Here is a 19329-nt window from a genome sequence, read left to right on the forward strand (position 1 = left end):
GGCCGCGGCGCCCATGGACAAAAGTGCGGCGGCTCTTGGACTCCTGTCCGGGAGGGGGCAGGATCGTTTCATGATCGCAAAGCTGATGTATCCCGTCGTCGACTGCCCGGACCCGGCTGCGCTGGCCGGTTTCTACGCCCGGATCCTGGACTGGGAGGTGGACGCCTCCGACCCGTCGTGGGTGTGGCTGACGTCCCCTGCGGGCGAGCGGATCGCCTTCCAGGAGGCCGGGGACCACCGTCCGCCGCGCTGGCCGGACCCGGAGTTCCCGCAGCAGTTCCACCTGGACTTCGAGGTCGAGACGATCGAGGACGTGGAGCGGGCCCAGCGTGAGGTGATCGCGCTGGGGGCCACCTTCCTCCACGACAGCGGTGGCAGGCGGAAGGGGTTCCGGGTGTTCAACGACCCTGCCGGACACCCCTTCTGCCTCTGCTACGGGCAGTCGCTCTAAAACTTCTCCCGTACCCGTACCCGTACCCGTACCCGTACCCGTACCCGCGTCAGTCCAGACCCGCCGCCACCGCCCGCAACGCCTTCCCCGCTCCCCCGACCAGGGGGTCGCCGTGGCCGAAGCACGCCGTTTCGACGTCGAGGGCGGCCTGGCGGCGGAAGGAGTCGAACAGCTGCGGCCGGTCGGTGTTGAAGACGCCCGGCGTCAGCTGCTGCACGTTGGCGATCGTGTCGCCCGTGAACAGCACGCCGGAGGCGGGCAGGTGGAGCGCGATCCCGCCGGCGGTGTGCCCGGGCACGTGGACGACCGTGGCCGCCTCGCCCCAGTCGAGGGTGTCGCCGTCGGCGAGTTCGCCGTCGACGGGGCAGGTGACCGTCGTGTGCGCGAGCTCCGGGACGAGCTCGTGCACGGACTCGAAGATCGGCACCTCCCAGTCGAGGAGGACGGGCGGCGGCCCGGGGACATCGCCGCGGATCACCGGGGCGTCGTCGGCACCCGCCAGGACGCGCGCGCCGGTGGCCGCCGCGAGGGCGGCGGCGGAGCCGGTGTGGTCGCCGTGGGAGTGGGTGAGGACGATCTCGCGGAGGTCTCCGGGAGCGGCGCCGAGGCCGCGCAGGGCGGTGAGGATCTGCTGCGCGTACCCGGGCAGGCCGGTGTCGACGAGGGCCCAGCCGTCGTCGGGCAGGCGGACGGCGTAGGCCTGGCCCACGGGGAAGCGGAACATCCATATGCGGTCGGTGACTTGGGAGGTCTCGATGCCGGCCGCTTCGCTGATCTTCATGGGGCCACCGTAGGCACGCGGAGGGCGCGTGCCCGGGTCTTTGCGCCCGTGGCGGATTGAGCTCGGGGCGAACGTGCCGCCGGGCGGCGGCGCGGGCCTGCCGCTGGTCCTGCCGCTGGTACCGCCCGGGGCCCCGCGCGCCTACCGCCTGCGGTCCGCCGGGAACAGCGCCGTGACCTCCCAGCCGCCCTCCGGCGCGGGTCCCGCGCGCAGGATGCCGCCCATGGCCTTGGCGCGCTCGCTGAGGCCGACGAGACCGAAGCCGCCGCCGCGGGCCTTGTCGGAGAGGGCGGCCGCGTGCTTGCCGTCGTCGGCGATGCGCAGCTCGACACCGGCCGGGACGCCGCGGATCCCGATCCGTACGGCCGTGGCGTCGGCGGCGTGCTTGCGGATGTTGGTGAGGGCCTCGCGGACGACGCGGTGGACGCCGGCGGCGACCTCGGCGGGGATCCAGCTCTCCATCCCCTTCTCGATGTAGAGGGTGACGGGCGGCCCGGTGCGGGCGAAGGCCTCGGTGAGGGAGCGCACCTCCGGCAGGCCCGCCACCGGCTCGGTCTCGGCGTCGCCCTCGCGCAGGATGCCCACCAGGCGCCGCATGGAGCTCAGGGATTCGCCGGCCGAGAGCTCGATGCGTTCGAAGGCGGCCGCCGCGGCGGGTCCTTCGAGGGCGGTGAAGCGGGCGGCCTGGGCCTGGACGACGATGCCGGTGACGTGGTGGGCGATGAGGTCGTGGAGCTCGCGGGCGAGTTCGAGGCGCTCGGCGTTGCGGACGGCCGCGAGGTCGCGGACGCGCTGCCCGGACTGGCTGCGCAGCAGCATGGAGTAGGCGGTGACGACGACTGTGAGGGTGCAGAAGACGGCGGTGAAGGGTCCGGGGTCGAGGTCGCGCATGGGGGCGGCGAGGCAGGCGAGGCCGAGCATGGGGCCGAGGATCGCGGCGGCGCGTGCGGAGGCGCGCTGGAGTACGGAGGTGAGCAGGGCGAGCAGGGCGATGGCCTCGCCCATGCCCCACACGGTCTCGGGGTGCTGCCCCGTCATCAGGACGAGGCTGGTGGTCCAGGAGACGGCGACGGCGACGGAGGCCCGGACGAGGAGCGGGATCCACTTGTAGGGGACGGCGCACAGGCAGACGGCGATGCCGGAGGCCAGCACCATGGCGTGGGGGCGGCTCGGCTGGCGGGCGAGGACGATGCTCTCGGAGACGACGAGGCAGAGCAGCACGACCGCGAGGGCGGCCTTCGCGGCGGCGGCGCGCCGGGGGTGCCGGGCGGCCCACCCGGCCACTCTGTTCATGCGCTGCCCGTGGCCAGTCCGCTCTCCCAGGCCCACGCCGCGATTTCGACGCGGTTACGGGCGTCGAGCTTGAGCTGCACGTTGGCCAGGTGGGTCTTGACCGTGGACAGCGAGACGAAGAGCTCGGCGGCGATCTCGGCGTTGGTGGCGCCGCGGGCCAGGCAGCGCACCACGTCGGCCTCGCGGTCGGTGAGCGGCTCGGAGGGGCTTTTGGCGGGGCCCGCCGGGCCGGTGGGGGCCATGTCGCGCAGGAGGCGGACGGTGATGGCGGGCGAGATGAGGGAGTCGCCGACGGCGGCGGCGTGGACGGCCTCGACGAGCATGGCGGGGCTCGCGTCCTTGAGCAGGAAGCCGGAGGCGCCGTTGCGCAGGGCGGTGTGCACGTATTCGTCGAGGTCGAAGGTGGTGACGATGACGATGCGGGGGCGCTGGCCGAGGCCGGGGCGGGCGACGGTCCGCTCGGAGAGGCGGCGGGTGACCTCCAGGCCGTCGATCTTGGGCATGCGGATGTCGAGGAGGAGGACGTCGGGCTCGTGCTCCTCGACGGCGGCGAGGGCGGCCTCGCCGTCCACGACGTCGGCGACGACATCGATGTCGGGCTGGCTCTCCAGGATCATGCGGAAGCCGGTGCGGACCATCTCCTGGTCGTCCGCGATGACCACGGTGATCGCCATACTCGTTCCTTGCGCTGTGCCCGGCCGTACGGGGGCGTCGGTACGGGGGCGGGGGTACGGAAAAGGGGCTTACGGGAAAGGGGGACGGGCCGGTGCTGCCTCCGCCCCTCCATGTCAGCGGGGCCGCGGGGGTGCCGCAACCGCGGGTCAGGCGCCGGTGCGCGCCGCGCGGCGGGCGGCGAGGCGGCGCACCCCGTAGGCGCCGCCGCCGAGGGCGAGCAGCCCGGCGCCGCCCGCGAGGGCGGGGGCGGCGATGTCGTGGCGGCCCTTGATGACCTCGCCGGCCTCGACGACGCGCTTGACGGGATTGCTGGAGGCCGCGTGGAGGGTGCGCGCGGGGGGCGTGGCCCGCTGCTCGCCGGCCGCCGCGGGGCCGCCCTGCACGGTGAGCACCCCGTGGGTGCCCGCGGCGTGCTTGGTGTGCTTGGCGCCCTTGTCGTGGCCTGCGCCGCTGCTCCTGACGGTGGCGCCCTCGGCCCCGTCGGGGGTGTGCCGCAGCGTGCCGGAGGCGAAGTCGTAGTAGTTCGTCAGCTGGGCCCCGTCGAGGGAGGCGCGCAGGGTGGGCTTCTGGGTGTCGCCGCCGAGGATGCGCAGGTGGAGCCGGTCGATGTCGGCGGTGGGGCGGGCCGCGTCGAAGGTGTGACGCTGCTTGCCGTGCTTGGTCACGGTGACGGTCGTGCCGCGCTCGCCGGAGGTCAGCCGGGCCCGGCTGCCGTCGGGCAGCTGGACCTGCTGGACGGTGACCGGGCGGCCGGTGCGGCCGGTGCCGCCGTCCGTGTCGCCGCCGGTGCGCAGTTCCGCGGCGAACGCGCTCGCCGTGGGCCAGGCCACTGCGCCGACGGCTGCGGCGAGGACGGTGGCGGCGGCGATGCGGGTCTTGGCGGACACGGAGGTCCCTTTCCGTAACGGACGGCTCGGTCTGCGGCCGTCGCGCGCCCCGGATTCGTGTCGTCCTCCGGGGCCGGCGGGCCACGTCCTTCACGTTACGGGCCTTTATCGCGCCCACACCTCGACTGTCCGACCATTCTCGTCTCGGCCGAAAGGATGACGAGGGCCCGCCCGCGTCATACCGGAGTCGTGCGGGCGGGCCGGGGAGGGCCGTACCGGGCTGGTCCGTACGGGTGCGTGCGATCGCCCGGACGGCCCAGTGGCCGGCAGGGGGGCGTCAGCCGCCCAGGCTCGCGGCGGCGCTCTTGATGTCCGCCGCGAAGGTGCTCACCTCGGTGTAGACGCCGGGGTACTGCGGCCGCGCGCAGCCCTGGCCCCAGCTGACGATCCCGACCTGGATCCAGGCGCCCGCCCCGTCCTTGCGGAACATCGGGCCGCCGGAGTCGCCCTGGCAGGTGTCGACGCCGCCCTGGGTGAGGTATCCGGCGCAGATCTCCTCGTCGGGTATGAGGTTGCCGTAGGCCTGCTGGCAGGCGGCGTCGTCGACGAAGGGGACGGTGGCCTTGAGCAGCTGGCGCTGCTGGGCGCCGCCTTCGCGGTCCGCGCCCCAGCCGGCGATGGTGAAGGTGCCGTTGTTGTAGGCGGGGGTGTCGGCGGTCTTGAGGGTGGGCAGATTGACCGGTTTGGCGAGCTTGATCAGCGCCCAGTCCTTGCCGGAGCCGTTGTAGCCGGGCGCCTGGATCACCTGGGTGGACTTGACCTTGATCGCCTGGGAGGAGCTCAGGTCGGCGACGCCGGCCGTGGCGGTGATCGAGGTGTTGGCGCCGCTGCCGTTCACGCAGTGGGCGGCGGTCAGGACGATCTGCTGGGTGTAGAGCGAGCCGCCGCAGCCCATGGACAGCCGCACCATCCAGGGGAATTCGCCCTGCTGGGCGGCGGTGCCGCCGACCACGCCCGGGCGGGGGGTCGGGTCGTCGGCTACGGCGGCGGTGGCGGTGAGGGCGAGCGCGGCGACGGCGGCGGCGCCGACGGCGACGGTTCTCCTGAGTGTGCCGAGGAAGAAGCGCAACGGTCTTCCTTTCGTGGGAGGTTACGCCCGAATGTCAGGCTCATGACAATTCCGGCCGTCCGATAACCGGAAACGAGCCTTCGATGCGCGGTGCGATTATGAGGACCGGGCGAACGGGCGACAAGCACCGCGTTTCGGCCAGCCCGGAGGACCACCCGACGGACCGTCCGGCGGACCGCCCGACGGCGGGGCCGCGCCCGTACAGTGGACAGGGGGCGCAGCGGCCGGCAGGGGGACCCCAGGGGGTGGTCACGCGTGGGCACCGGCATCGAGATCGTGCACGGCTTTCCGCACATCGAGACGGTGCGCGCCGCGATCACCGCGCTGTACAAGCGCCTCTCCTACGACACGGTGCACACCTTCGGGCTCAGCGTGCCCCCGTCCGACGTGGCCTTCTCCGACGAGGAGAATCCGTATCTCGGCGTGCAGCGCGTCGCCGGCGCGATGGTGCGGCACCTGCGGCTGCCGGACGCCCGGATGATCGTCAGCTTCCGCGAGATGCGGCACGCGGGCAGCGTCGAGCTCGCCGCCGGGCCGGAGTACTTCATCGAGCTCAACTCCCGCTTCAAGAGCCACCGCAGGGACATCGGCGCGGCCCTCTCGCACGAGGTCATGCACGTCTACCTGCACCGGCTCGGCCTCGCCTTCCCCGGCACGCGGGACAACGAGATCCTCACCGACACCGCGGCGGCCTACCTGGGGGCGGGGTGGCTGCTGCTGGACGCCTACCGCGAGTCGTCGGTCTCCACGCAGAAGCTCGGTTACCTCACCCCGGAGGAGTTCGGCTACGTCCTCGCCAAGCGGGCGCTGGCCTTCGGGGAGGACCCCTCCCCCTGGTTCACCAGCCCCCAGGGGTACGAGGCCTATGTGAAGGGCCTGGCCGAGGCCCGGCGCGACGGCCGGCGGCCCCCGCTCGCGGCGGCCGGGCGGCTCGGCCGCCACCGCTACGCCCGCGACCGGCGCGCCGTCCAGCACGCGAGGCTCAGCCCGCCGTCCGACCTGGGCTACGCCTTCGAGGGCCACGACCCGCTGCGGGTCAGCTTCCCGTGCCCGACGTGCCACCAGCGCATCCGGGTGCCGGTACGGGGGAAGGTGCGAGCACGGTGCGGGCTTTGCCGCACCGTGCTCGAGTGCGATACGTAGGGGCTGCCGCCCGGTTCGGCCATCGCGGGGACGCCCCCGGAAAAGCGTCCGGCTTCAGTCGGTGCCGGCGCTGTGCCAGCGGCGGCGCAGTACCTCCTCCGCAGGCTTTCCGTGCGGGGTGTAGGCGAGGCGCCGCGGGGTCTCGCCGGTGTCGGGCCAGTCGTCCCACATCCACCAGCAGACCCCGGCCCACCAGGGCTTTCCGTCGAGGGCCGTCAGCAGCGCCTCGTAGGCGGCCGCCTGCTCGTCCTCGCCGCCGCTCTTGCTGACGGTCCAGGAGTAGGGCGCGGTGGTGGTGCCGCGCTGGCTGACGTAGCCGGCCTCGGTGAAGAGGATCTTCCGGTGCTGTCGCTGCGAGAAGGCGGCGAGCTCCTGCATGATCGGCTTCCAGGCGTCGCGCAGCCGCGCGGCATCCGCGGTGGGGCGGTCGGCCAGCGGCCAGTACGCGTCGATGCCGATGACGTCGAGGTCGCCCCAGAAGGGCACGGTGCGGTACTCGTCGTAGTTGGCGGCGTAGGTCAGCGGCCCGCGGTAGCGCGCGCGGACGGCCCGGACGACCTTGCTCCAGCGGGCGCCGTCCCGCGAGGTGCCGGCCAGTTCGGTGCCGACGGCGAGCTGTTCGGCCCCGGTGTCGGCGGCGAGCGTCGCGTAGTGCGTGATGAAGCGCTCGTACGCGGTGAACCAGGCGTCGGCGTCGCGCGGCCGGATGCCCGCCCTGTCGCCGCCCTTCGCGAGGTCGACGTGGGGCTTGAGCATGACCTTGAGGCCGGTCCCGTGGGCGAGGCCGATGATGTGCCGGAGGCTGTCGTCGGAGGCGGTCTCGCCGGTGGTGTGCATGCCGGCGTCGGCGGCGCCGTCCTGGTACCAGGTGGGGGTGAAGGTCACCCAGCGGGCGCCGGTGGCGGCGATCTGCCGCAGGTAGGCCGCGGCCTCGGGGCTGCTGTAGTCGCCGGTGTTCCACGAGGGGAGGGTGATGCCGCGCAGTCCGGCCGCCTTTCCGTCATCGGTGCGGCCGCTCGGGCCCGGCCCGGGCCCCTCCTCGCCGTCCTCCCCGCCGGAGCCGGAGGAACAGCCGGCGAGGAGGAGGGCGGCTGCGAGCAGCGCCGCGGCCGCCCTCCTCCCGGTGTTCACTGGCCGAGCGCCGTGGGGCCGACGAAGGTGTAGCCGAGGGCCTTGATGCCCTCGATCGTCTGCTTGAGCGGGGTCACCGGGTAGTAGGGGTGGTAGAAGAAGCTCGCCACGCCGTCACGCACGGCCAGGTTGGCCTTGGCCGAGGCGATGAGGTCGGCGGGGAGCCGGGGCGGGTGGTTGTTGTACGCGTCGGGCTCGTAGTTGCCGATGTTCTCGGGCAGGACGGTCGTCCCGTAGACGTCCTTGACCGCGTACGGGAAGAACTGGCCGATGTAGCGGCTGTTGTCCGGTGTGCCACCGGTGAGCGTGCCGGCGAAGTACAACGAGCGCTCCAGGCGGGCGGAGTAGTTCTGGCCGAAGACACGGTAGTCGGTGGCGGACGCGGCGTAGTGCGGAGTCGTCCACAAGGCCGGTTTCGGCAGTCCGGCGGCGGCGAAGCCCGCCAGGGCCTGGGTGACGCGGCCCTGGGCCCAGACGGTGGAGTCCTCCGCCGGCGGCCCGTCGAGGACGACGTTGTCCGCGGTGTCGACGTGCGCGCGGAAGAACTCGAAGTCGTCGCCGGTGACGCCGTTGTAGGGGTTGTTCGCCGTGCCGTACTGGTGGGTGTAGCCGTGGTTCATCAGGACCGCGCCATTGGCGAGCATGTTCTTGAGCTCGGTGACGACGGCGGGGGCCTGGGCGAGGGTGACGGTCTCGGGCACGCCGTTGTTGTAGGCGCCCTTGGGGTCCTTGTAGACGGGGATGACGTTGATCCCGTACGGGATGTTCTGCGACTTGAGGTAGTTCGCGATGGCCCGCAGCTGGGCGGGGTCGGCCTTGGGGCTGATGTCCTCCAGGCGGACGAAGGCCCGGTGGCGCTCGGCGGTCGCGGGGGCGAGGGCGTCGAAGAGGAGGTCCTCGAAGACGATGACGCGGTCGCTCTCGGAGACGTAGGCGAAGGGGATCTCGCCGAGGTAGGTGAGGTTCGAGGAGCGGATCGCCCAGGGGCTGGTGGCGCCGGAGGTGCCGTCCTTGGCCTCGGCGAGGCGGGTGACCGCCGGATAGCCGGGCCCGGTGAGGATGTCCGGGTGGAGGACTCCCCCGTCCTGGCCTGCGGGGATCGTCCGGGTCAGCTGCTGGTTCCTGTACGTGACCTGGTTGATGTTGCCGATGGAACCGCCCGACTCGTAGTACGAGTTGGTGGGGTCCCAGCCGTACTTCTGCTTGAACTGCGTGACGCCGACGGCGCCCGCCATGTTCCAGATGTTGTCGCCGATCCAGGTGACGGGCCGGCTCGTGGCCAGGGCGTCCTGGTAGAAGGCGGCGGGGACGGCGTCGGGGACCGTGCCCCCGTAGTAGGTCGAGCCGAGGTAGACCGTGGCGGTGTACTGGTTGACCATGCCGGCGGTGTAGGCCGAGACGGGCTTGGCGGTGACGGTGCCGAAGTGGCCGGCGAGGTTGGCCGTCGCCATGGCGTAGAGCTCGCCCAGCTGCCCGTAGGGGCCGGTGTTGTCGTAGAGGACGAGGGCCGAGGTGCCGGCCGGAGCGGCGGCGGCCGCCTCGGCGGCGAGGGCCTTCGTGACGGGCGCGGGGGTGAGGGCGAGGCGGCCCGCACGGCGCAGCCGGTCCGAGTCGAGCCGGGCCTTGGCCGCGGCGGCGAGGTCCTTGCTGCTCTTCGGGGAGAGCGAGAGCGGGTTCACGGCGTCGGTGGCGCGCGGCCGGGATATCGCGCCCTGGGCGGTCCGGGAAAGGATGACGCCGCCCAGGAGGGCGGCGAGGAGCATGACGACGGCGGAGATCCGGACTTTCCTGGATCTCCCTCTCTTGTTTTGCATGGATTTCCCCCTGGTAATGCAACGGTCGCCACCCCCGGCTCTCGTGCAGGGGCCCGACAGGCGCCAGATTCTTCTGGCCGGGAAGGATGTATGTCAATAGACAACTTCGGTCCCGAATGCGCAGTTCCGTGCATCCCCTCTGGTGCAGACCAGAAGTCACACCCGTCACACGCCGGTGATCACCAGGCATAATTACCGGTACGTTCACCGAATTTGAGATTCCGCTCCAACAATTCCCATCAAGTCCGACAGTAGTACCTGTCTGATCTGATACCTTCCCTGCGCATGCCTTGCCTCGCATCGAGGCGACATACGGGGGAGAACTCATGTACGGAAAACCCGCTCTGGGATCCGTCCTGCCCATGGCCGGGCTCACCGCGGCACCGGAAGTGCTGCCGGGCGTTCCTTTTGCCAGGGGATTGCAGGAGATAGCCGGGGCCGGATTCCTGCTCTACTGCACGACGGCGTTCGTCATCATCGCCGCCAAACTCTGGTTCGCCGCCCGCAGCACGCTGGAGCCCCGCAGCACACTGGAGCGAAGTGCCGGTGACCGGCCTTGACCGGCGAGATCCTGCTGGGATCCGCCATCGCCATCATCGTGATGGCAGGCTGCTACAACACCGCTCTCTTCCTCCTTTCCCGGCGCCGGATACGCCGCGTCCGCGGACCCCGCCAACGACGCCTGTACGTCTTTCTGCTCGCCTGTCTGAACGAGGAAAAGGTTCTCGCCGAGAGCCTGGCCCGTATCACCTCCCTGCCCGCCGGTAATTTCCTCGCCCTGGTGATCGACGACGGATCCGACGACGGCACCGCCGAGGTCGCCCGCGCCGCCGACCCCGAGCGCGTCCGGCTGCTGCAGCGCACTCTGCCCGATGCCCGCCGCGGCAAGGGCGCCGCCCTGAACGCCGGAATACGACACCTGCGCGAGTCGGGCCTGCTCGACGGCTACGACCCGCACGACGTCATCGTCTGCGTCGTCGACGCCGACGGCCGGCTCGACGAACACGTGGTCCAGTCCGTCGACCCCTTCTTCGATAATCCGCGCACCGGCGCCACCCAGGTCGGCGTGCGGATGTACAACCGCCATCAAGGGCTGCTGGCCCGGCTCCAGGACATGGAATTCGTCATCTACGGCGATATCTTCCAGTGCGCCCGGCGCTATATCGGCAGCGTCGGAATGGGCGGCAACGGGCAGTTCATGCGGCTCGCCGCACTGGATTCCCTCGCCCTGCCCGGACAGACGCCCGGCGAGACGGCCGGCGGCCCCTGGAGCGACTCGCTGACCGAGGACCTCGACCTCGGGGTCCGGCTCATCGCCCGCGGCTGGACCAACCAGCACTGCACCGCGGCGGCGGTCTCCCAGCAGGCCGTGCTCGACGTCCGGCGCCTGGTGCGCCAGCGCTCCCGCTGGTTCCAGGGCCATCTGCAGTCGGCGGGGCTGGTCCCGCTGATCCTGCGCTCCGTCCCCACCCGCGCCGCCGTCGACCTGCTCTACCACCTCTCCAGCCCGGTCCTGATCCTGCTCACCTCGCTGCTGCCGCTGTCGTTCCTGGTCGCAGTGGCCGGCACCGTCATCGGCTCCGTGGAGGCCGGGCGCGCGCTGATCTCCCCGATGTGGATCATCGGCCCGTACGTGCTCTCCTTCACCGCGGCCTACGCGTACGGATTCGTCTACCGCCGGCGCGAACGCGGTCTCGGGCTCGTGCGCTCGATCCTGCTCTCGCACGTCTTCATCTTCTACGGCTACATCTGGTTCGCCGCCGGCTGGTGGGGGCTGTGGCGGATGCTCACCGGCAAGCAGACGTGGCTGAAGACCGCGCGCACCTGAAGCGACCGCGCGCACCCGAAACCCCGCACTCCACCCGCCCGTCAGGCCCTCTCCGCGACAGGCCTTGCTCAGGGAGAACCATGTCCGCTGACCTCATCACCGCGCCCGTACGCGCCATGCTCGTGCTGGGCACCCGACCCGAGGCCATCAAACTGGCGCCCGTGGCCCGTGCCATGGCGCACTCCCCGCTCTTCGAACCGCTCGTCGTCACCACCGGCCAGCACCGCGAGATGCTCCACCAGATGCTGGACCTGCTGCGCGTGCCCGTCCACACCGGGCTCGACGTCATGCGCGAGCGGCAGGAGCTGTCCACCCTCACCGCCCGCCTCGTGGACGGCCTCGGCGAGGTGGTCCGTGCCGAGCGCCCCGACCTCGTCGTCGTCCAGGGCGACACCACCACCGCCCTGACCGGCGCCCTCGCCGCGTTCTACGAGCACATCCCCATCGCCCACGTGGAGGCCGGCCTGCGCACCGGCGTCCTCGACAACCCCTTCCCGGAGGAGCTCAACCGCCGCCTGATAGGCCGTATGGCCCGCTGGCACTTCGCGCCCACCGAGCGCGCCGCGGCCAACCTGACCGCCGAAGGCGTACCCGGGGCCGAGGTGTTCACCACCGGCAACACCGTCATCGACAACCTGCTGTGGGTGCTGGCCGAGGGCACCGGCCGCTGCCTCTTCCGCACCGGCCTGCGGCGCGTGCTGGTCACCCTGCACCGCCGCGAGAACCAGGGCGCCGTGATGCGCTCCATGGGCAGGGCCCTGTGCCGGCTCGCCGACCGGGGCGACGTGGAGATGGTGGTGCCGCTGCACAAGAGCCCCGCCGTCCGCGAGGCCCTCCTGCCGGAGCTGAGCGGGCACCCGCACATCGAGGTCGCCGAGCCGCTGGACTACCTCGACTTCTCCGCCACCCTCGCCGGCTGCGACCTGGTCCTCACCGACTCCGGCGGCATCCAGGAGGAGGCGCCCACCCTCGGCAAGCCCGCCCTCGTACTGCGCACGACCACCGAGCGCGCCGAGGCGGTCGAGGCGGGCGCGGCCCGGCTCGTGGGCACCGAACCGGAGGTCATCCTGGAGGCCGCCGTCCACCTTTTGGATGATCCTGCCGCCTACGAGCGGATGGCCACGGCGGGCAATCCCTTCGGTGACGGGCACGCCACCGAACGCATCATCGCCCAGCTCGCGGAGGACTTCGGCGCCGACGCGGACGACGACGGCGGCCCCGAACTCGTCGCCTCCCGTACCGAGGGGCCGGGGTCATACTCGACGGCATGACGAGAGTTCAGCGGCTGCTCGGTCTCGCGCTGCTCGCCGCCGTCGTGGTGGCGGGCGCCGCCCTCGCGGTGAGCAGCCTCTGGTCCGGCGACGACGAGCCGGACCGGCCGTGGGCCGAGGGATCGGTCCACGGCCCCTGGCGGTCGGTCTTCGACGGCCACGGCGAGAACATCGGCCGCCACGACGGCCTCTTCCTCTCCCCCCGCCCGTCCCGGGTGCCGGACGAGACCCACGCCGGACTGATCGTCTCCACCGAGCGCTTCGAGGACATGGTCTACGAGGCGCGCATGCGGACCGTCGCCCAGCTGCGCACGCCCGAGCCCAACCCGTGGGAGGTGCCGTGGCTGCTGTGGGCGTACACCGACCCCGAGCACTTCTACTACATCACCCTCAAGCCCAACGGCTGGGAGCTCGGCAAGCGCGACCCCGCCTACGAGGGCGGGCAGCGCTTCCTGGCGACCGGTCAGGGGCGCTTCCCCGTCGGCGAATGGTCTGCCGTCAAGGTGGCGCAGCGCGGCGCGCGCATGGAGGTGAGCGTCAACGGCCAGGGCGTGGTGGCCTACGAGGACCACGAGCGGCCCTACCGGGAGGGCAGCGTGGGGGTGTACACCGAGGACGCCAAGGTGGAGTTCCACGATCTGCTGGTGCGCCCGGGCGAGTAGGGGACGAGGCGGTCAGCGACCGGGACGGCACGGGTACGACAGCGCGGCGCCTGCCACCTAGGGTCGGGGTGGGGCAGGCGCCGCGAGCTTTTGTGCGGGACGGGTCAGACCGTCAGGGCGCGGTCCGTCGGGCGGACCGGGGCCGGCAGGGTGCTGGTGCCGGTGAGGAAGCGGTCCACGCCGCGGGCGGCGGAGCGGCCCTCGGCGATGGCCCAGACGATGAGGGACTGGCCGCGTCCGGCGTCACCGGCGACGAACACGCCGGGGACGTTGGTGGCGTAGTCGCCGTCGCGGGCGATGTTGCCGCGCGCGTCCAGCTCCAGGCCGAACTGCTCGACGAGGCCGTTCTTCACGTCGGTGCCGGTGAAGCCCATGGCGAGGGTGACCAGCTGGGCCGGGATCCTCCGCTCGGTGCCGGGCTTCTGGACGAGCTTGCCGTCGGTGAACTCCACCTCGATCAGGTGCAGCCACTGGACGTTGCCGTCCTCGTCCCCTTCGAAGTGGGTGGTGGAGACGGAGTAGATCCGCTCGCCGCCCTCCTCGTGGGCCGAGGTGACCTTGTAGAGCATGGGGAAGGTGGGCCAGGGCTGGCCCGCGTTCCGCTCCTCCCCCGGCCTGGGCATGATCTCCAGCTGGGTGACGGAGGCGGCGCCCTGGCGGTGGGCGGTGCCCACGCAGTCGGCGCCGGTGTCGCCGCCGCCGATGACGACGACGTGCTTGCCCTCGGCGGTGATCGGGGAGACCGTCAGGTCGCCCTCCTGCACCTTGTTGGCCATGGGCAGGTACTCCATCGCGAAGTGGACGCCCTTGAGGTCGCGGCCGGGGACGGGCAGGTCGCGGGAGGTGGTGGCGCCGGCGGCGATGACGACGGCGTCGTAGCGCTTGCGGAGCTTGGCGGCGTCGATGTCGCGGCCGATCTCCACCTCGGTGCGGAACTTGGTGCCCTCCGCGCGCATCTGCTCGATGCGGCGGTTGATGTGGCGCTTCTCCATCTTGAACTCGGGGATGCCGTAGCGCAGCAGGCCGCCGATGCGGTCGGCGCGCTCGTAGACGGCGACCGTGTGCCCGGCACGGGTGAGCTGCTGGGCGGCGGCCAGGCCGGCGGGGCCGGAGCCGATGACGGCGACGGTCTTGCCGGAGAGCCGCTCGGGCGGCTGGGGGGTGACGTCGCCCGCGGCCCACGCCTTGTCGACGATGGTGACTTCGACGTTCTTGATGGTGACGGGCTGCTGGTTGATGCCGAGCACGCAGGCGGACTCGCAGGGCGCGGGGCACAGACGGCCGGTGAACTCGGGGAAGTTGTTGGTCGCGTGCAGGCGCTCGCTCGCGGCCTGCCAGTCGCCGCGGTAGGCGTAGTCGTTCCACTCGGGGATGAGGTTCCCGAGCGGGCAGCCGTTGTGGCAGAACGGGATGCCGCAGTCCATGCAGCGGCTCGCCTGCTTGCTGATGACCGGCAGGAGCGAGCCGGGGACGTAGACCTCGTTCCAGTCGCGGACGCGCTCGGCGACGGGGCGGGTCTGCGCGACCTCGCGCCCGGTGGTCAGGAAGCCCTTCGGGTCAGCCATGGGTCGCCGCCTCCATCATCTTCTCGTGGGTCTCGGTCTCGGAGAGACCGGCTCGCTCGGCGGCGTCCTTGGCGGCGAGCACTGCCTTGTAGGTGGCCGGGACGACCTTGCGGAAGCGGCCGGCGGCCGTGTCCCAGTCGGCGAGGAGGGCGGCCGCGACGGTGGAGGCGGTCTCCTCGTGGTGGCGGCGCACGACGTCGTGCAGCCACTGCCGGTCGTCGGCGTCGAGGCTTTCGACGGCGCCGGCCAGCTCCTTGTTGACGTTGTCGGGGTCGAGGTCGATCACGTAGGCGACGCCGCCGGACATACCGGCCGCGAAGTTGCGCCCGGTCTCGCCCAGGACGACGGCCCGGCCGCCCGTCATGTACTCGCAGCCGTGGTCGCCGACTCCCTCGGAGACCACGGTGGCACCGGAGTTGCGGACGCAGAAGCGCTCGCCGACCCGGCCGCGCAGGAACAGCTCGCCGCCGGTGGCGCCGTAGGCGAGGGTGTTGCCGGCGATGACCGAGTACTCGGCGAGGTGGTCGGCGCCGCGGTCGGGGCGGACGACGATGCGGCCGCCGGAGAGGCCCTTGCCCACGTAGTCGTTGGCGTCGCCCTCCAGGCGCAGGGTGACGCCGCGGGGCAGGAAGGCGCCGAAGGACTGGCCGGCGGAGCCCGTGAAGGTGATGTCGATCGTGTCGTCGGGCAGGCCGGCGCCGCCGAAGCGCTTGGTGACCTCGTGGCCGAGCATGGTGCCGACGGTCCGGTTGATGTTGCGGATGGGCACCTGGGCGCGGACGGGGCGGGCGTCCTCGGCGGAGGGGACCGCGAGGGCGTCGGCGGCGAGCTCGATGAGCTCGTTGTCGAGGGCCTTGGCCAGGCCGTGGTCCTGGTCGGTGGTGCGGTGGCGGACGGCACCGGCGGGCAGCTCCGGCACGTGCAGCAGCGGGGCGAGGTCCAGGCCCTGGGCCTTCCAGTGGGTCACGGCCCGGCCGGTGTCGAGGAGCTCGGCGTGGCCGACGGCCTCCTCCAGGGTGCGGAAGCCCAGCTCGGCGAGGATCTCGCGGACCTCCTCGGCGATGAACTCGAAGAAGTTGACGACGAACTCGGCCTTGCCGCTGAAGCGCTCGCGCAGCACGGGGTTCTGGGTGGCGATGCCGACCGGGCAGGTGTCCAGGTGGCAGACGCGCATCATGACGCAGCCGGAGACGACGAGCGGGGCGGTGGCGAAGCCGAACTCCTCGGCGCCGAGGAGGGCGGCGACGATCACGTCGCGGCCGGTCTTCAGCTGGCCGTCGGTCTGCACGACGATGCGGTCGCGCAGGCCGTTGAGCAGCAGCGTCTGCTGGGTCTCGGCGAGGCCGAGCTCCCAGGGGCCGCCCGCGTGCTTGAGGGAAGTCAGGGGCGAGGCGCCGGTGCCGCCGTCGTGGCCGGAGATCAGGACGACGTCGGCGTGGGCCTTGGAGACGCCCGCCGCGACCGTGCCGACGCCGACCTCGGACACCAGCTTCACATGGATGCGGGCGGCCGGGTTGGCGTTCTTGAGGTCGTGGATGAGCTGGGCAAGGTCCTCGATGGAGTAGATGTCGTGGTGCGGGGGCGGCGAGATCAGGCCGACGCCGGGGGTGGAGTGCCGGGTCTTGGCGACCCAGGGGTAGACCTTGTGGCCGGGCAGCTGGCCGCCCTCGCCGGGCTTGGCGCCCTGGGCCATCTTGATCTGGATGTCGTCGGAGTTGACCAGGTACTCGCTGGTGACGCCGAAGCGGCCGGAGGCGACCTGCTTGATGCTGGAGCGGCGCTCGGGGTCGTAGAGGCGCTCGGGGTCCTCGCCGCCCTCACCGGTGTTGGACTTGCCGCCCAGCCGGTTCATGGCGATGGCGAGGGTCTCGTGGGCCTCGCGGGAGATGGAGCCGTACGACATGGCGCCGGTGGAGAAGCGCTTGACGATCTCGCTGACGGGCTCGACCTCGTCCAGGGGAACGGCCTCGCGGTCGTTCTTGAGGGAGAACAGGCCGCGGAGCGTCATCAGGCGCTCGGACTGCTCGTTCACGCGCTCGGTGTACTGCTTGAAGATGTCGTAGCGGCGGGCGCGTGTGGCGTGCTGCAGCCGGAAGACGGTGTCGGGGTCGAAGAGGTGCGGCTCGCCCTCGCGGCGCCACTGGTACTCGCCGCCGATGTCGAGGCGGCGGTGGGTGGCCGCGATGCCGGTGGCCGGGTAGGCCTTGGCGTGCCGGGCGGCGACCTCGCGGGCGACGACGTCCAGGCCGGCGCCGCCGATCTTGGTGGCGGTGCCGTGGAAGTAGGTCTCGACGAAGGCTGCGTCGAGGCCGACGGCCTCGAAGACCTGGGCGCCGCGGTAGGAGGCGACGGTGGAGATGCCCATCTTGGACATCACCTTCAGCACGCCCTTGCCGAGCGCCTTGATGAGGTTGCGGATCGCGGCCTCGGGCTCGATGTCCTGCAGGAACGTCCCTGCGCGGACGAGGTCCTCGACGGACTCCATCGCCAGGTACGGGTTGACGGCGGCCGCGCCGTAGCCGATGAGCAGCGCGACGTGGTGGACCTCGCGGACGTCGCCGGCCTCGACCAGCAGGCCCACGTGGGTGCGCTGCTTGGTGCGGATGAGGTGGTGGTGGACGGCGGAGGTGAGCAGCAGCGACGGGATCGGCGCGTGCTCGGCGTCGGAGTGGCGGTCGGAGAGGACGATGAGGCGGGCGCCGTCGGCGATGGCGGCGTCGGCCTCGGCGCAGATCGCCTGCAGGCGGGCGGCCAGGGCCTCGCCGCCGCCGCTGACGCGGTAGAGGCCGGAGAGGGTGACGGCCTTCAGGCCCGGCATGTCGCCGTCGGCGTTGATGTGGATGAGCTTGGCGAGCTCGTCGTTGTCGATGACGGGGAAGGGCAGGGTGACGCTGCGGCAGGAGGCCGCGGTGGGCTCCAGCAGATTGCCCTGCGGGCCGAGGGAGGAGACCAGCGAGGTGACGAGCTCCTCGCGGATGGCGTCCAGCGGCGGGTTGGTGACCTGCGCGAACAGCTGGGTGAAGTAGTCGAAGAGCAGCCGGGGCCGCTCGGAGAGCGCGGCGATGGGGGAATCCGTGCCCATCGAACCGATGGGCTCGGCACCGGACCCCGCCATGGGCGCGAGGATGACGCGCAGCTCCTCCTCGGTGTAGCCGAAGGTCTGCTGGCGGCGGGTGACCGAGGCGTGGGTGTGCACGATGTGCTCGCGCTCGGGGAGGTCGGCCAGGTCGATCAGGCCGGCCTCCAGCCAGTCGCCGTAGGGCGCGGCGGCGGCGAGCTCGGCCTTGATCTCGTCGTCCTCGATGATGCGGTGGCTCTCGGTGTCGACCAGGAACATCCGGCCGGGCTGGAGGCGGCCCTTGCGGACGACCTTCGCCGGGTCGATGTCGAGGACGCCGACCTCGGAGGAGAGCACGACGAGGCCCTCGTCGGTGACCCAGTAGCGGCCGGGGCGCAGGCCGTTGCGGTCGAGGACGGCGCCGACGAGGGTGCCGTCGGTGAAGGTGACACAGGCCGGGCCGTCCCAGGGCTCCATCTGGGTGGAGTGGTACTGGTAGAAGGCGCGCCGGGCCGGGTCCATGGAGGGGTGGTTCTCCCAGGCCTCCGGGATCATCATCAGCACGCTGTGCGGCAGGGACCGGCCGCCGAGGTGGAGCAGCTCCAGGACCTCGTCGAAGGAGGCGGAGTCGGAGGCGTCGGGGGTGCAGACGGGGAAGATGCGGTCGGGGCCGCGGTCCCCGCCGTGCCCCTGGCCGGCAGAGCCGAACAGCTCGCCGGCCAGCTGCGACTCCCGGGCCCGCATCCAGTTGCGGTTGCCCTGGACGGTGTTGATCTCACCGTTGTGGGCCACGAACCGGTACGGGTGGGCGAGCGGCCAGCTGGGGAAGGTGTTGGTGGAGAAGCGGGAGTGGACCAGAGCGATCGCGGTGGCGCAGCGGCGGTCGGAGAGGTCCGGGAAGAACGGCTCCAGCTGACCGGTCGTCAGCATGCCCTTGTAGACGATGGTGCGGGCGGAGAGCGAGGGGAAGTAGACCCCGGCCTCGCGCTCGGCGCGCTTGCGCAGGATGAACGCCTTGCGGTCGAGGGCGAGCCCGGTGCTCCCGCCGTCGCTCACGCTGCGCTCGTCCGCGACGAACAGCTGGCGGAAGTCGGGCATGGTGGCGCGGGCGCTGGCACCGAGCAGCTCGGGGGCGACGGGGACGGCGCGCCAGCCGAGGACGGCGAGGCCCTCCTCGCGGGCGATCGTCTCGATGGACGAGACGGCGGTGTCCGCCGCTGCGCCGTCCGCGGGGAGGAAGGCGATGCCGACGGCGTACGCGCCGGGCTCGGGGAGCGCGAAGCCGGCGCTCTCCCGCAGGAAGGCATCGGGAATCTGCATCAGGATGCCGGCGCCGTCACCCGAGTCGGGCTCGGAGCCGGTGGCGCCGCGGTGCTCCAGATTGCGGAGGACGGTGAGCGCCTGCTGCACGAGCGCATGGCTCGCCTCGCCGGTGAGGGTCGCGACGAAGCCGACACCACAGGCGTCGTGCTCGTTCCGCGGGTCGTACATACCCTGCTGGGCGGGGTGGGATGCGGATCGCATCGGCGGCTCCCGTCGTCGTCTTGGCAGTCCCGGCCGGTGCGGCCGGTGCATGTGCCGAGGGACGACATTGGCCCTCTGCGAAAGAAGTTGGTGCAGGTTACATGATGGGGCGCTTCTCAAAAAGTGGAAGCACCGGTCCAGCATGTGGACGCTACGACTCATGAGAACACTGCGGCT

Annotated in this window: 15 protein-coding genes; 6 read left to right on the forward strand and 9 right to left on the reverse strand. The window is 71.8% G+C overall.

Annotated features, from left to right (window positions below):
- Positions 1–70 precede the first annotated feature (70 nt).
- On the forward strand, positions 71–451 hold the full coding sequence (locus IE241_RS22845) for a VOC family protein (protein WP_190023669.1): 381 nt from the start codon (positions 71–73) through the stop codon (positions 449–451).
- A gap of 49 nt (positions 452–500) precedes the next feature.
- On the opposite strand, the gene IE241_RS22850 is transcribed toward IE241_RS22845, so the two are convergent.
- The 5 genes from IE241_RS22850 to IE241_RS22870 all read right to left on the reverse strand — a co-directional run bounded on the left by IE241_RS22850 (position 501) and on the right by IE241_RS22870 (position 5156).
- On the reverse strand, positions 501–1232 hold the full coding sequence (locus IE241_RS22850; RefSeq protein WP_229899675.1) for an MBL fold metallo-hydrolase: 732 nt from the start codon (positions 1230–1232) through the stop codon (positions 501–503).
- Positions 1233–1373: 141 nt separating this feature from the next.
- On the reverse strand, positions 1374–2525 hold the full coding sequence (locus IE241_RS22855) for a sensor histidine kinase (RefSeq protein WP_190023670.1): 1152 nt from the start codon (positions 2523–2525) through the stop codon (positions 1374–1376).
- Positions 2522–3199 (reverse strand): response regulator, encoded by a 678-nt coding sequence (locus IE241_RS22860; RefSeq protein ID WP_190023671.1) that lies wholly within the window; start codon positions 3197–3199, stop codon positions 2522–2524. Before IE241_RS22860 ends, IE241_RS22855 begins: the two co-directional genes overlap by 4 nt.
- A 147-nt stretch (positions 3200–3346) precedes the next feature.
- Positions 3347–4087 (reverse strand): hypothetical protein, encoded by a 741-nt coding sequence (locus IE241_RS22865; protein WP_190023672.1) that lies wholly within the window; start codon positions 4085–4087, stop codon positions 3347–3349.
- 277 nt (positions 4088–4364) lie between these two features.
- A complete protein-coding gene (locus IE241_RS22870; protein WP_190023673.1) occupies positions 4365–5156 on the reverse strand; it encodes a S1 family peptidase in 792 nt (263 codons plus the stop codon).
- 255 nt (positions 5157–5411) lie between these two features.
- Here IE241_RS22870 and IE241_RS22875 point away from each other — a divergent pair, with 255 nt between their 5' ends.
- Complete coding sequence (locus IE241_RS22875) at positions 5412–6299, forward strand: hypothetical protein (RefSeq protein WP_229899677.1); 888 nt, start codon at positions 5412–5414, stop codon at positions 6297–6299.
- A gap of 54 nt (positions 6300–6353) precedes the next feature.
- Here the strand turns inward: IE241_RS22875 and IE241_RS22880 are convergent, their stop codons facing one another.
- Entirely contained in the window at positions 6354–7430 is a 1077-nt protein-coding gene (locus tag IE241_RS22880; protein WP_190023674.1) for a glycoside hydrolase family 113, read from the reverse strand.
- Positions 7427–9244 carry a DUF2334 domain-containing protein gene (locus IE241_RS22885; RefSeq protein ID WP_268254423.1) on the reverse strand — a complete coding sequence of 606 codons (1818 nt, stop codon included), beginning with the start codon at positions 9242–9244 and terminating at the stop codon, positions 7427–7429. Before IE241_RS22885 ends, IE241_RS22880 begins: the two co-directional genes overlap by 4 nt.
- A 362-nt stretch (positions 9245–9606) precedes the next feature.
- Here IE241_RS22885 and IE241_RS22890 point away from each other — a divergent pair, with 362 nt between their 5' ends.
- The 4 genes from IE241_RS22890 to IE241_RS22905 all read left to right on the forward strand — a co-directional run bounded on the left by IE241_RS22890 (position 9607) and on the right by IE241_RS22905 (position 13005).
- Positions 9607–9804 (forward strand): hypothetical protein, encoded by a 198-nt coding sequence (locus IE241_RS22890; protein WP_190023675.1) that lies wholly within the window; start codon positions 9607–9609, stop codon positions 9802–9804.
- Positions 9801–11072 carry a glycosyltransferase family 2 protein gene (locus IE241_RS22895; RefSeq protein ID WP_190023676.1) on the forward strand — a complete coding sequence of 424 codons (1272 nt, stop codon included), beginning with the start codon at positions 9801–9803 and terminating at the stop codon, positions 11070–11072. The genes IE241_RS22890 and IE241_RS22895 overlap by 4 nt, the downstream gene beginning before the upstream one ends.
- An 80-nt stretch (positions 11073–11152) precedes the next feature.
- Positions 11153–12343, forward strand: a complete 1191-nt coding sequence (gene wecB / locus IE241_RS22900; RefSeq protein WP_190023677.1) for a non-hydrolyzing UDP-N-acetylglucosamine 2-epimerase — start codon at positions 11153–11155, stop codon at positions 12341–12343.
- Positions 12340–13005 (forward strand): 3-keto-alpha-glucoside-1,2-lyase-like domain-containing protein, encoded by a 666-nt coding sequence (locus tag IE241_RS22905; protein ID WP_190023678.1) that lies wholly within the window; start codon positions 12340–12342, stop codon positions 13003–13005. Before wecB ends, IE241_RS22905 begins: the two co-directional genes overlap by 4 nt.
- Positions 13006–13109: 104 nt before the next feature.
- On the opposite strand, the gene IE241_RS22910 is transcribed toward IE241_RS22905, so the two are convergent.
- A complete protein-coding gene (locus tag IE241_RS22910) occupies positions 13110–14570 on the reverse strand; it encodes a glutamate synthase subunit beta (protein ID WP_190023679.1) in 1461 nt (486 codons plus the stop codon).
- Complete coding sequence (gene gltB, locus IE241_RS22915) at positions 14563–19152, reverse strand: glutamate synthase large subunit (RefSeq protein WP_190023680.1); 4590 nt, start codon at positions 19150–19152, stop codon at positions 14563–14565. Before gltB ends, IE241_RS22910 begins: the two co-directional genes overlap by 8 nt.
- Positions 19153–19329: the final 177 nt, after the last annotated feature.

Source organism: Streptomyces hiroshimensis, assembly GCF_014650335.1.
Lineage (GTDB): Bacteria > Actinomycetota > Actinomycetes > Streptomycetales > Streptomycetaceae > Streptomyces > Streptomyces hiroshimensis.

Coding starts and splice junctions, on each gene's coding strand:
- IE241_RS22845 (WP_190023669.1), top strand. CDS start 71: ATGATCGCAAAGCTGATGTATCCCGTCGTCGACTGCCCGGACCCGGCT.
- IE241_RS22850 (WP_229899675.1), bottom strand. CDS start 1,232: ATGAAGATCAGCGAAGCGGCCGGCATCGAGACCTCCCAAGTCACCGAC.
- IE241_RS22855 (WP_190023670.1), bottom strand. CDS start 2,525: ATGAACAGAGTGGCCGGGTGGGCCGCCCGGCACCCCCGGCGCGCCGCC.
- IE241_RS22860 (WP_190023671.1), bottom strand. CDS start 3,199: ATGGCGATCACCGTGGTCATCGCGGACGACCAGGAGATGGTCCGCACC.
- IE241_RS22885 (WP_268254423.1), bottom strand. CDS start 9,244: ATGCAAAACAAGAGAGGGAGATCCAGGAAAGTCCGGATCTCCGCCGTC.
- IE241_RS22890 (WP_190023675.1), top strand. CDS start 9,607: ATGGCCGGGCTCACCGCGGCACCGGAAGTGCTGCCGGGCGTTCCTTTT.
- wecB (WP_190023677.1), top strand. CDS start 11,153: ATGTCCGCTGACCTCATCACCGCGCCCGTACGCGCCATGCTCGTGCTG.
- IE241_RS22905 (WP_190023678.1), top strand. CDS start 12,340: ATGACGAGAGTTCAGCGGCTGCTCGGTCTCGCGCTGCTCGCCGCCGTC.
- IE241_RS22910 (WP_190023679.1), bottom strand. CDS start 14,570: ATGGCTGACCCGAAGGGCTTCCTGACCACCGGGCGCGAGGTCGCGCAG.
- gltB (WP_190023680.1), bottom strand. CDS start 19,152: ATGCGATCCGCATCCCACCCCGCCCAGCAGGGTATGTACGACCCGCGG.